This window comes from Polynucleobacter sp. JS-Fieb-80-E5, assembly GCF_018882015.1.
GTDB lineage: Bacteria > Pseudomonadota > Gammaproteobacteria > Burkholderiales > Burkholderiaceae > Polynucleobacter.
On the sequence record NZ_JACVPH010000002.1, the window covers coordinates 226467 to 238285 of the forward strand.

Sequence of the window (11819 nt, forward strand, 5' to 3'; positions counted from 1 at the left end):
ATCATGAAAGTAGTTGCCTTTGAAAGAAGCGTACAGGGAACGGGTGCGAGCCGCCGTCTGCGCAATTCCGGAAAAACTCCGGGAATCGTTTACGGTAGTAAAGATCCAGCCTTAGTCATCGAGTTAGACCACAACGCGTTGTTCCATGCTCTCCGCAAGGAAGCATTCCACTCATCCATTTTGGATTTGGAAATTAGCGGCAAGACACAAAAAGTGTTGTTGCGCGATTACCAAATGCATCCATTCAAGCCATTGGTATTGCACATTGACTTCCAGCGCGTATCTGCGACTGAGAAAGTTCATATGCGCGTTCCATTGCACTTCACTAATGCTGACACTTCAGCTGCTGTGAAATTGCAAGGCGCAGTAGTTAGCCACATCATGACTGAACTCGAAGTTTCTTGCTTACCAGCAGACTTGCCAGAGTTCATCGAAGTGGACTTGGCGAAGATTGAAGTTGGTCACGGTATTCACGCTAAAGACCTCGCATTACCAAAAGGCGTTACTTTGGTATTGCATGTTGAGCAAGAAAACCCAGTACTTGCAAACGCACGTATCCCTGCAGCTAAATCTGCTGAGCCTACTGATGCGCCTGCTGCACCAGCAGCGGCAGCTCCTGCAGCTGAAGCACCAAAGGATAAAGCTTAATTATTTAGCTCAATCGCTTGTACAAGAAGGCCTGCGCAAGCGGGCCTTTTTTATTGCCCCAAGTTTGCATTCTTTTTTGGCGAAATGCTTTTATATCTTTAAACTCTCAGCATGACTAAATTAATTGTTGGCCTAGGCAATCCTGGAGATGAGCACGTAGAAGATCGGCACAATGCTGGCTTCTGGTTTGTTGACGCCCTGGCAAAACAACTAAGCACTCGCTTTGAATCCGAAAAACGCTTTCATGGCAAAGTGGCTAAAGCTAAATGGGAAGGTGAAGATCTTTACTTGCTAAAGCCCAGCACTTATATGAATCTCAGCGGTCAATCTGTAGGCGCGCTGTGCCGCTTTCACAAAATAACTCCTGCAGATATATTGGTGGTGCAGGATGAGCTTGATTTAAGGCCTGGTACTGCACGCTTAAAGCTAGGTGGAGGCACTGGTGGTCACAATGGCTTGAAAGATATCCAAGCGCATTTAAGTACCCCGGATTATTGGCGCTTACGCCTGGGCATTGGCCACCCCAGAGATGTGGCTGGTGATGGACGTCCTATGGATGTGGCAGATTATGTATTACGTAGACCTCAATTGGCTGAGCAAAAACTCATTGATGCCAGCATTGAAAATGGTCTACAAATTTTGCCGCTCTTTTTAAAAGGCGACACTCAAACCGCCATGCTGGAGTTGCACTCCAAGGGCTAGGCTACTTAAGCTGTATTGACTTTTTTAGCAGCAGTTAAGAGCGTGAACTTCACCATTAATTGATCTTGGGTTTCGGTGTGCTCAGGATTAAATGGAATGCAGTCGACTGGACAGACCTGGCGACATTGGGGGGCATCATAGTGACCTACGCATTCAGTGCATTTATCAGGATTGATTTCATAAATCTCCAGACCCATGTAAATGGCATCATTCGGACATTCTGGCTCGCAGACATCACAGTTGATGCATTCGTCCGTAATCATTAATGCCATGATTTACTCGCCAAATTTCATTTGGTCACTCTCTATTCTGAGTGCCTGATGCAATTTTTTTGACGAGCCATTTTTCCACTGAAGGAAAAACAAATTTACTCACATCACCACCCATTGAAGCAATCTCACGTACAAAAGTGCCCGAGATAAATTGATACTGATCGGATGGGGTTAAGAACAGCGTTTCGACATCAGGAAGCAGATAACGATTCATGCCTGCCATTTGGAACTCATACTCAAAATCAGATACCGCACGTAAACCGCGCACAATCACGCGCGCTTGATGCTCGCGTGCAAAATCTTTTAATAAACCAGTGAAGCCAACGACTTTTACATTCGGGTAGTGGCCAAGAACTTCCTTGGCAATATCAATACGCTCTTGCAATGTAAAGAAGGGGCGCTTGCTACGGCTGTCCGCAACGCCAACAATCAACTCTGTAAAAATACTCGATGCACGGCGTACCAAGTCCTCGTGACCACGAGTAAATGGATCAAATGTTCCAGGGTATACGGCAACTGTCATAACGTTCCTAAGGCTTTATCGGCTACAGGCAAGAGTTTAGTCCCTTCCACTCCGAAATAGACAAGCTTTTACCTGTCCAGCCTCTAAGTATTTTCCACAATGCCAGCCTGGTAACAGGGCTTCTACCTCCTCGCGTGGGCGGCTAGAGGGAAATTCCACATAAATACCACCACCCGCAGAGTCATCACATACTCTACCAGCCTCAATAACCGCGCGTTCCAATAGACTCGAATCTTTGAATGGTGGATCAATAAAAATTAAGTTGCTGGAACGATCTGCCTGCTGCTTCAGAAACTCAAGACTATCTCGTTGCAAAATTTCTACCAGGCCAGTGGCTGGCGAAGACTGCAATAAAGCAAAATTGGCCGTTAAATTTGCGCAAGCCCTTTTTTCTTTCTCCAGCAACACTACCAAGGTAGCACCCCTTGATGCGGCTTCAAAACCCAAAGCGCCGGTACCCGCAAATAGATCCAGGCAACGCAAACCGGTTAAATCTTGTCCTAACCAATTAAATAGGGTTTCCCGAATACGATCAGTTGTAGGACGCAATCCAGGAAGGTCCAAAACCGTTAGCAAACGACTTCTCCAATTGCCGCCAATAATCCGCACCTTCTTCGGCGGCTCAGTCTTTAGAGGCTTGTTTGCTTTATTGAGCTTATTTATTTTTTGCTCCCAATACAACAATCTTCATACGATCCATTGCAAGATATTTTTTGAATGCAGCATTTACCTGCTCTAAAGTTACCGCCTCAACTTGCTTAGTCCATAGATCCATCGTATCGAGCGGCAGGTCATTCCATGCAATTGAAGACACGTTGTCCAACAACTTGCGATTGTTATCAATCCGCAATGGGTAACCATTCACTAAGTTTGCTTTAGCAGCCACAAGCTCAGATGGAGTGGGTCCATCAGCAATAAATTGAGCAGTGGTAGAACTCATCACCTCTAAAGCCAGCGCAGCCTGATCACTCTTGGTTTGTAGGCCCGCTTGAAAAATGCCATTCTCTTTTCCAGGAATAAAGTAACTAAACACGCTGTATGCCAGACCGCGCTTCTCGCGCACCTCAGCCATCAAGCGAGAGACGAAACCGCCGCCGCCCAAAACATAGTTACCAACTAGCAAGGGGAAGTAATCAGGGTTGTTGCGAGCAACCGCCGTCATCCCCATAGCAATGTGGGCCTGCTGAGAGTCAAAAGGAATTTGAATTTCTCTTTGCGCCAGAGGCTCCACAGGAGAGCGCTGGAGTTCAGGCAACTTTGCGATGGGCTGTCCTGAAGCAGGAATCTGCTTTAACAAAGCTTTGATGATTTCTTCTGCTTGAGCACGGTCAACATCGCCAACAATACTCACAATCATGCGATCACCGCGATAAAACTGCTTATGAAATTGCACTAAGTCATTCACGCTTACAGCAGCAACTGATTTCACTGTTGGTGAATCAGCTAGGGGATAGTTTCCATACACTGATTTTTTAAAACGACGTTCGAGAACAAACTCGGGTTTAGTTTCCGCCTCAAGCAAACTCGTTATCGTTCTTTGTTTCTCACGCTCAACAATTTTTGAATCGTAAGTCGGCGCGCTCAACATAGCAGCGGCTAGTTGTACTGCTCTATCGCGCAAGTCTTTTCGGCTCAAACTGCGAATGCGCAAGATTGCTCGCTCACCGCTCACAGATAAGCCAATATTAGCTCCAAGATCAGCAATTTCATCAGCTATTTGAGCTTCAGTGAGAACCCCTTTTTCGCCCTTCACCCCATAATTCATCAGGCCTGCAACCATATCAGCTAGGCCGCTTTTGCCGGCAGGGTCATAGCGATCGCCTGCATCAATGCTCACTTCAATGTCTACCATCGGCAGCGCTTTGGTTTGCACTAAATATGCCTTGGCGCCCTTATAAGAATCTAACTTCTCGATAGGCAAGATAGCGTTGGCATTACTAAGCAAGCCAATAGTAAAGAGGCAAACTGAAATACTCTTAACGAAGAAATTCATCACTTGCCCTCCTTACCAGCAGCTTGACGCACCTGAGGATCTAATACCGCAATCGTGAGACCTTCATCAACTAGATACTTCTTAGCAACAGCTTGAACTTGTGCGGGGGTAATGGATTGCATTTTTTCTAACATGTAATCGATGTCCTTCCAAGAAAATCCTGCCATCTCTGTGCTGCCAATTTCCATTGCTTGACCAAAGATAGAGTCGCGCTTATAGATTTGCTCAGACAGAATGCGCACCTTGATTCTCTTGAGCTCAGACTCCAGAATCCCTTTTTGCTTTAATTCGTCAAGCGCCTTGCGGATGCTTGCCTGAGCCTGATCGACTGTTTTTCCTTTAGCCATCGTGGCGCTAATTAAAAATAGCTCTGGTCCACGAGAAATCATGTCGTAGCCCACACCCACATCATTTACTACTTTTTCCTGCTTAACGAGAGTGCGATTTAAGCGGGCATTGTCATAGCCATCCAGCACTGCTGTGAGGAGCTCTAAAGCATATGGCTCGGGGTCATCTAGCTTGCCAGGCTCAAGGCGGGGCACCTTCCAAGCCATGGCTAATTGAGCGCTATCAGCTGGCGCCTTTACCTGAACCTGCTTTATCCCTTTTTGAGGCGGCTCAATTTGTGGCTTACGCACTGGCAACTCATGAGCAGAGGCAGCGCCGTAATACTTCTCCGCCATATTCAACACTTTTTTAGCATCCACATCACCGCTGATGACTACGGTTGCATTGTTTGGTTTATACCAACTGCGATACCAATCTCGCGCATCGGATGCTTTCATATTCTCTAAGTCATTCATCCAACCAATAACGGGGTGGCGATATGGTGAACTCATATAAGCGGTTGCCATTAATGATTCGTTGAGCAAACTACTAGGATTGTCTTCTGTTCGTAAGCGGCGCTCTTCCATGATGACCTGAATTTCTTTTAAGAATTCTGCATCGTCAAAATTGAGGTTAGACATGCGATCGGCTTCAAGCTTGATCACGTCTTCTAATTTTGATTTTTCAATTTGCTGAAAGTAAGCCGTGTAACCCCGCGAGGTAAATGCATTCTCGCGCCCACCGACCGCAGCTACCAAGCGAGAAAATTCGCCTGCCTTTACTTTGTCAGTGCCTTTAAACATCATGTGCTCAAGCACATGAGCTACTCCAGTCTTGCCATTGACCTCATCCATGGATCCAGCACGATACCAAGCCATATGAGCTACCGTTGGCGCACGATGGTCTTCCCTGACAATCAATTTGAGGCCGTTGCTCAACTGATACTCATGCGTATCCCCTGAATCAGGAACAGCAGCCCAAGTAAGTTGGCTAAATACGAAGAATAAAAAGGAAATTCGGAGTAAATTGGAAAGCATCTGCTAAATCACCATATCCCTATAATTAAATTGATAAGATGCAAGTTTTAAATTGTATCGATTATGTTCAGCTTACGTAAAACCCTCGGATCTCTTTTCAAATCAAGCAAGATTGATGAATCATGGTTTGAAACTTTAGAAGAATCACTTATTCAAAGTGATGTGGGTCTACCTACGACTGAACAACTCATCACCAAACTACGTAAAGCAGCAAAATCCGAAAAGGCTTCTAGTCCAGAGGAGTTACAAGCTCTGCTCATTCAAGAAGTCAGCGCCCTATTAACTGCTATTGAACCTTCACCAAACCCACTGTTTACAAGTGATAAGCCTAACACCCCAGAGGTGTGGTTAGTTGTAGGAGTAAATGGAGCCGGCAAGACTACGACCATTGGCAAGCTCTGCCGACTCTTTCAGTCTCAAGGTAAGTCAGTTCTTTTAGCTGCCGGTGATACCTTCAGAGCTGCGGCACGTAACCAGCTTCAGGAGTGGGGTGGACGCAATCAGGTTGACGTTATTACTCAAGAAGGTGGTGATGCAGCCGCTGTTGCTCACGATGCCATTCATGCTGCCATTTCCCGCAAGAACGATATTCTCATCATTGACACTGCAGGGCGTCTTGCTACCCAGGACAACCTCATGGAAGAGCTCAAGAAAGTAAAACGTGTCATTGGTAAAGCGCTTCCTGGGGCGCCTCACCACACTCTGCTTGTTTTGGATGGTAATACCGGGCAGAACGGCTTAAGCCAGGTAAAGGCCTTCCATGCCGCTCTTGGCCTCACTGGAATCATCGTTACCAAGCTTGATGGCACCGCCAAGGGGGGCGTGATCTGCGCTCTAGCCCACACCCTACAAGATGACCCAAAACCCGCTGTCCTAGCCCTAGGTAAGGGCGAAGGGATTGAAGATTTAGCCCCCTTCACAGCAGGGCAATATTCATCTGAATTGTTCAATTAAATCAATAGCTTACAGGTCATTAAAACCATTAGCACTCTCTTGACAAGAGTGCTAAAATGGATCTCTATTAACACCTAATTTATACAAAAAATGGTTCAAAAGAAATCCGACAATCCGAATTTGCAAACGCTGCCAGTCGCGCAGACTGCGTCGGCGTCTGCATTTCCGATGTTGCCAACACTTGGGGTTGGCACTCTCGATTCATACATTTCGTACGTTAATCGCGTGCCAATGCTTAGTGCTGCAGAAGAGTTACATCTTGCGCAGGAATTTCGTCGTACTGAAAATGTCGATGCCGCTAAAACCTTAGTGCTCTCTCATTTACGCTTAGTAGTTTCTGTTGCTCGCCAATATCTTGGCTATGGAATCCCGCATGCTGACTTAATTCAAGAAGGCAATATTGGCTTGATGAAAGCCGTTAAACGCTATGACCCAAATAATGGTGCACGTTTAGTGTCGTATGCAATCCACTGGATCAAAGCAGAGATTCACGAGTACATTCTCAAGAATTGGCGCTTAGTAAAAACCGCAACTACTAAAGCACAACGCAAATTATTCTTTAACTTACGTAGCAATAAACCTACATTAAGTGCACTTACACCTAGTGAAGTTGAAGCCTTGGCTAAAGCACTGGATGTCAAAGGTTCTGATGTTAAAGAAATGGAAATGCGCCTTGCTGGTGGTGATGTCGCTTTAGAAGGTGATGACAGCGATGATGAATCTGCTTACGCCCCTATTCAATGGTTGGCGGATAACTCACAAGAGCCTACTGCTCGCATTGCCAGCGCCGAAGCAGATGCCTTGCAAGGTCCCAAACTAGACCAAGCACTGATGGCTTTAGATGAGCGTAGTCGCAATATTGTGCAATCTCGTTGGCTAGCTATGGATGCCGAAGGCAATGGCACTAAAACACTGCATGACCTAGCCGATGAATATGGCATCTCAGCAGAACGTGTTCGCCAAATTGAAACGGCTGCTCTCAAAAAGATGCGCGGCCTGTTGCAAGCAGCTTAATTAGCTTAAGCTGCAAACTTTTTACTTCAGCAGTTCTTTCAAATCATGCGCCAAGGTCTCTGGACCTTGAGAGTGCTTGATATATAAACGTAGATGACTCTCAGGATCAAATGCATAGCTACCCGCGGTGTGATCCATGGTGTAAGAGCCTGGCTTAGATCCTGGAACTTTCTTGTAATAAATCTTGAAGTCTTTAGCCACCTTCTCCAAAGCTGCCTCATCTGCGGGACGCAAACCCAAGAAACGAGGATCAAATGCAGGGACGTACTGCTTGAGAATCTCTGCGGTATCGCGCTCAGGATCTACGGTGACAAAAAGCACCTGCACCTTATCGGACTGAGGCCCCAAGAGCGTCATGACTTGCTGCATTTCAGTTAAGGTGGTGGGGCAAATATCAGGGCACTGGGTATAACCAAAAAACATCACTACTACTTTGCCCTTAAAGTCTGCCAAGGTCCTGACCTTGCCATCAGGGTCCACCAAACTAAAGTCTTTGCCAAAAGCAGTGCTGCCAGTGATATCAATATTTTTAAACTCTGGCTTTGGGCTGCAAGCAGTCAATACAAAACAAAGAATTGCTAAAAAGCAAATGCGCAAAAAATTCATATGACTCTCAGAGGAAATAATGGTCTATCAAAAGCGCTGCAAACAGAAGCGAAAGATAGGTAATAGAAAAGCGGAAGGTCTTTTTGGCTAAAGCATCGCTATAGGAAATAAACAAAGCAATGACATAGGCCAGGAACATTAAGCCCAGGATGATTGCCGAAACTAAATACACCATACCGCTCATGCCATAGATATAAGGCAGCATCGTAGCTGCAATCAATATGAGGGTATAGAGAACGATATTCAGAAGTGTAAAACGCTCTCCATGAGTCACTGGCAACATTGGTAAGCCCGATTGAACATAGTCATCGCGACGATACAAAGCCAGTGCCCAGAAATGTGGAGGAGTCCACACAAAAATAATCAGAACCAAAAGCCAGGCTTCTGCAGAAAGCGTATTAGTCACTGCAGCCCAACCCAAGGCTGGTGGCATCGCACCGGATAAACCGCCAATCACAATATTCTGCGGCGTGGCAGGCTTTAGTAACCAGGTATAGATGACTGCATAACCAACAAAGGTAGCAAGCGTTAGCCACATTGTTAATGGGTTACAGAAATTCCACAAAATAACCATTCCAAGTGAACCCAGAACAATTGAGAAAATAATGATGTGAAAAGGTGTGACTTCGCCGGTGGCTGATGGACGCCAAGCAGTGCGCTTCATCTTGGCATCAACGGCTTGCTCAATCAAACAGTTCACTGCAAATGCAGCGCTAGCTAAAAGCCAGATACCTACAATGCCACCAAATAGCACTGGATACGGAACCATGCCAGGCGTCGCCAAGAACATACCAATCACTGCACAAAAAACGGCGAGCTGAGTCACTCTGGGTTTAGTTAAAACCCAATATTGACGCCAACGTGGCATAGCCACTGATGGGTTTGTTTTAGAGTCGCTCATATTTACGCCATCTTCTTTTGAATGAAAGGCTTCCAAGATGCCCAATAGCTCATTCTGACCAAACAGAATACCAAAGCCGCAGAGCCAGCAGTGTGCAATAAAGCCGCCAATAACGGCCACTGAAACACCACATTAGAAATACCAGTGATGACTTGCAATAAAAGCACTCCGAGCAATAGCTTAGCCACTTGACTAAGGCCTGCTAGAACTGGGGTTGCCAGCGCAAGCGCTCTCCAGCCCAGGGTCCCAAGTACAAGCAATACCAGCATGGCAAAGAGGCGATGTGCCCAGTGGATTGTTTGCAGGGCCGCAGGGGAGATAAATTCTCCCTGAGCATTGAGCCCCAATTGACGCCAGAGAGTAAAGCCCTCACTCCAATTAGTCTCAGGCCAAGCACTTCCCAAACAGGTTGGGAAATCAGGACAGGCTAGTACTGCGTAATTGGTACTCACCCATGCGCCTAGGAAAACCTGGATGAATAAAACTATAAAAGAAAGGGTGAGGAGTTGCGCAGAAAGCGGTCGTACCCGAATGGTGCGAATAGCAGAGGACTTGGTCTCCCATGACTGCTGCGCATACGCTGTTAAGCAGGCCAATAACACTAAGGCCAACATCAAATGAATCGAAACGATGATTGGCTGCAACTTCAGGGTGACAGTCCAAGCACCAAAGGCGCCTTGAACACAAACTAATAAGAGCAATCCCAAGCTACCGAACAAAGGCTTTTTTCCTAAGGACTTCAGTTCAGAAAATGCAATAGCCACTTGCACTAAAATCAATGTACCTACTGTCATAGCTAAGTAGCGATGAATCATTTCGATCCAAGCCTTAATGACCGTTACAGGCCCAGTCGGCAAGGCGCTCTCAGCTTGCTGAATGTCGCCAAGTGCATGAAAAGGATTCGAAGTACCGTAGCATCCAGGCCAATCAGGGCAGCCCAGCCCAGAGTCAGTGAGACGTGTAAATGCACCAAATACAATTAGGTCAAAGGTCATAAAGACCAAAACCCAATTAAGTTTTTGCAACAAGCTATAGCCAGGCTTTTTCCAAATGAAGAAGAGCGGTAGGCCAGCAAAAACAATAGCGATGGCCGCCAGCTCCAGAAATAAAATCAGACTGGGCATTACAAACTTTCGCCCTTGTGATTTAACTTCAGAAGCTTTTCCAAGTCTTTCTTCATACTAGAAAATTCTTTAGGAGAATTTGTCACTGGGAAATACATCATCTTGGCAGGACTTGGGTCAATCAACTGAATTTCCTGTCCTACACCCTCTTTATTTAACCAAGCCTCAAATTCAGTCCTTTGCTTTGGGTCGGAAGGCAATGTAAGCACCTTAAGCCCCGCCGTCTTTTCGTCATAAATCTTTAGGACTTCAGGGTCAACAGGCTTGCCATCGGTATTCACCCAGATCAACTGCAAGCGTCCACTTTCTCTACCCATAGCAACTTTGGTTTGGCGCATCAGAAATAAAGCTTCAATACATTTCTCATCTTTGATGTGACATTCGCCAGCTGGACGAGCTACCAAGAGAGTCCATTTACCCTGAAGTGGGGCATCAAGCCACGCCGCATTGAACTCTTGCGCTGGATATACGAGTGTTCCGAAATTGGTTTTTCCGCCCTCAGGTTTAATCACGTAATAAGCAAAGTAAGAAGCGAGAACTGGTGAGGCACAGGCAAGCAATAACAGCAGCATCTGAATGCGGCCGCGACGCGTACGCGCATTAATCGCAGATGCATCCACCTGTGAAGCTGGAATTAATAACTCTTTATCACTCACTCTTGATCCCCATTCACCAATCCCTGACGTTTATATTGCCGCAGGCCACTTAGCAACCAAAATAAAAACCCAGCAAGAGCCAAAGCAAACCACTGGAATGCATAAGCATAATGGCGATCGACCCCAGTTGTCAGAGGCGCCCAATCACGGATTAAGCCATCCTCTATGCCAACCTCAATCTCACGCAAGATAAAGGGCGCTTGACTCCAACCATGTAACTTGCCTTCAGCTGTTAAATCAAAATTTTGTTCAATTCTTGGTTTGTTTACATCGGCAGAAATCTTGCTACTCCCAAGCTCATAGACTTTCCCGGGATGAGCAAATACAACGCCTTCAATATTGACTACCTTGTTTGGAGTTTGCACGGGTGGGAGGGTTTCGCGATTTTCATTGTTACGCGGCGCCCAACCCCGATTCACCCAAAGAACCTCATCCTTCCCCTCCAGCCTCAAAGGCATCATCAAGTAAAAGCCGGACTGTGCAGTGGCGCTACCAACAGGAGGAATAGGTCTTGGCCTGTTATCCAGCCAAACTGCTGCCTCGGGAACATATCGCCCACGAGCAATCATACGACGTTCACTAGCCTCTTCCAAAGTCCATGGTGTTGCATTGGCACTTAAGATGGGCATTTGTTGGCGGGCCTGTAAATTTGCTGCTAAGGCAATTTTGGTGTTAGCCCTGCTCAGTTGCCAGACCCCAGCGCCATAGCCGATCGCAATCACCAGCAAGGCTGATAAAGTAGCAACTATGCGCTTGGCAACGAGGGCAAAAAACAGCTTATTCAATTGAGGGATTTGAGATGAAGTGGATTATTCCTATTGTCCTACTAATGATTGTTTTTAGCTTAGGATCGGCTCTGTATTACATGATGAAAGATAGGGGAAATAGTTCCCGCATGGTTCATTCACTGATGCTACGCATTGGGTTATCCGTCGCGCTATTTTTAGGAATTCTGCTAGCCCACTACTTTGGCCTCATTGAGGCTACTGGCATCAGGGTGGGAACAAACTAACCGTTACCGCACACAACAAGAGTGCTAAAACAAATCGGGGCTTTAAAGCC

The 11819-nt window shown here is 46.3% G+C and carries 15 protein-coding genes; 5 read left to right on the plus strand and 10 right to left on the minus strand.

All coding sequences use genetic code 11. From position 1 onward, the window contains the following. Positions 1-3 precede the first annotated feature (3 nt). Together ICN44_RS04080 and pth are read left to right on the plus strand one after the other, a co-directional pair. The gene (locus ICN44_RS04080) at positions 4-648 is read left to right on the plus strand and encodes a 50S ribosomal protein L25/general stress protein Ctc (RefSeq protein WP_216262822.1); all 645 of its coding nucleotides are present in this window, start codon (positions 4-6) and stop codon (positions 646-648) included. Between the two features lie 111 nt (positions 649-759). After that, the gene (pth, locus tag ICN44_RS04085; RefSeq protein ID WP_216262823.1) at positions 760-1350 is read left to right on the plus strand and encodes an aminoacyl-tRNA hydrolase; all 591 of its coding nucleotides are present in this window, start codon (positions 760-762) and stop codon (positions 1348-1350) included. Positions 1351-1355: 5 nt separating this feature from the next. On the opposite strand, the gene ICN44_RS04090 is transcribed toward pth, so the two are convergent. The 5 genes from ICN44_RS04090 to ICN44_RS04110 are packed head-to-tail and all read right to left on the minus strand — an operon-like array spanning position 1356 to position 5502. Further along, positions 1356-1622, minus strand: coding sequence for a YfhL family 4Fe-4S dicluster ferredoxin (locus tag ICN44_RS04090; RefSeq protein WP_215358681.1), 267 nt, complete (start codon positions 1620-1622; stop codon positions 1356-1358). Positions 1623-1647: 25 nt separating this feature from the next. Continuing rightward, positions 1648-2145 carry a pantetheine-phosphate adenylyltransferase gene (gene coaD / locus ICN44_RS04095; RefSeq protein WP_216262824.1) on the minus strand — a complete coding sequence of 166 codons (498 nt, stop codon included), beginning with the start codon at positions 2143-2145 and terminating at the stop codon, positions 1648-1650. 36 nt (positions 2146-2181) lie between these two features. Then, positions 2182-2829, minus strand: coding sequence for a 16S rRNA (guanine(966)-N(2))-methyltransferase RsmD (gene rsmD / locus ICN44_RS04100; RefSeq protein WP_255537393.1), 648 nt, complete (start codon positions 2827-2829; stop codon positions 2182-2184). Next, a complete protein-coding gene (locus tag ICN44_RS04105) occupies positions 2801-4138 on the minus strand; it encodes a pitrilysin family protein (protein ID WP_216262825.1) in 1338 nt (445 codons plus the stop codon). The genes rsmD and ICN44_RS04105 overlap by 29 nt, the downstream gene beginning before the upstream one ends. Further along, a complete protein-coding gene (locus ICN44_RS04110; protein ID WP_216262826.1) occupies positions 4138-5502 on the minus strand; it encodes a pitrilysin family protein in 1365 nt (454 codons plus the stop codon). The genes ICN44_RS04105 and ICN44_RS04110 overlap by 1 nt, the downstream gene beginning before the upstream one ends. A gap of 63 nt (positions 5503-5565) precedes the next feature. On the opposite strand from ICN44_RS04110, the gene ftsY reads away from it, so the two are divergent. Then, entirely contained in the window at positions 5566-6456 is an 891-nt protein-coding gene (gene ftsY / locus ICN44_RS04115) for a signal recognition particle-docking protein FtsY (protein WP_216262827.1), read from the plus strand. Positions 6457-6546: 90 nt separating this feature from the next. After that, positions 6547-7470 (plus strand): RNA polymerase sigma factor RpoH, encoded by a 924-nt coding sequence (rpoH, locus tag ICN44_RS04120; protein WP_216262828.1) that lies wholly within the window; start codon positions 6547-6549, stop codon positions 7468-7470. A gap of 21 nt (positions 7471-7491) precedes the next feature. Here the strand turns inward: rpoH and ICN44_RS04125 are convergent, their stop codons facing one another. From ICN44_RS04125 to ICN44_RS04145, 5 genes are read right to left on the minus strand one after another with little or no spacing between them, the layout of a single operon-like run. Next, positions 7492-8076 (minus strand): SCO family protein, encoded by a 585-nt coding sequence (locus tag ICN44_RS04125; RefSeq protein WP_216262829.1) that lies wholly within the window; start codon positions 8074-8076, stop codon positions 7492-7494. A 7-nt stretch (positions 8077-8083) separates the two neighbouring features. Then, entirely contained in the window at positions 8084-8977 is an 894-nt protein-coding gene (gene cyoE / locus ICN44_RS04130) for a heme o synthase (protein ID WP_216262830.1), read from the minus strand. Between the two features lie 2 nt (positions 8978-8979). Beyond that, positions 8980-10101 (minus strand): heme A synthase, encoded by a 1122-nt coding sequence (locus ICN44_RS04135; RefSeq protein WP_216262831.1) that lies wholly within the window; start codon positions 10099-10101, stop codon positions 8980-8982. After that, positions 10101-10757 carry a hypothetical protein gene (locus ICN44_RS04140; RefSeq protein WP_216262832.1) on the minus strand — a complete coding sequence of 219 codons (657 nt, stop codon included), beginning with the start codon at positions 10755-10757 and terminating at the stop codon, positions 10101-10103. Before ICN44_RS04140 ends, ICN44_RS04135 begins: the two co-directional genes overlap by 1 nt. Further along, positions 10754-11542 (minus strand): SURF1 family protein, encoded by a 789-nt coding sequence (locus ICN44_RS04145; protein ID WP_255537396.1) that lies wholly within the window; start codon positions 11540-11542, stop codon positions 10754-10756. Before ICN44_RS04145 ends, ICN44_RS04140 begins: the two co-directional genes overlap by 4 nt. Before the next feature lie 14 nt (positions 11543-11556). On the opposite strand from ICN44_RS04145, the gene ICN44_RS04150 reads away from it, so the two are divergent. Further along, positions 11557-11769 carry a twin transmembrane helix small protein gene (locus ICN44_RS04150; RefSeq protein WP_072582679.1) on the plus strand — a complete coding sequence of 71 codons (213 nt, stop codon included), beginning with the start codon at positions 11557-11559 and terminating at the stop codon, positions 11767-11769. Positions 11770-11819 lie beyond the last annotated feature (50 nt).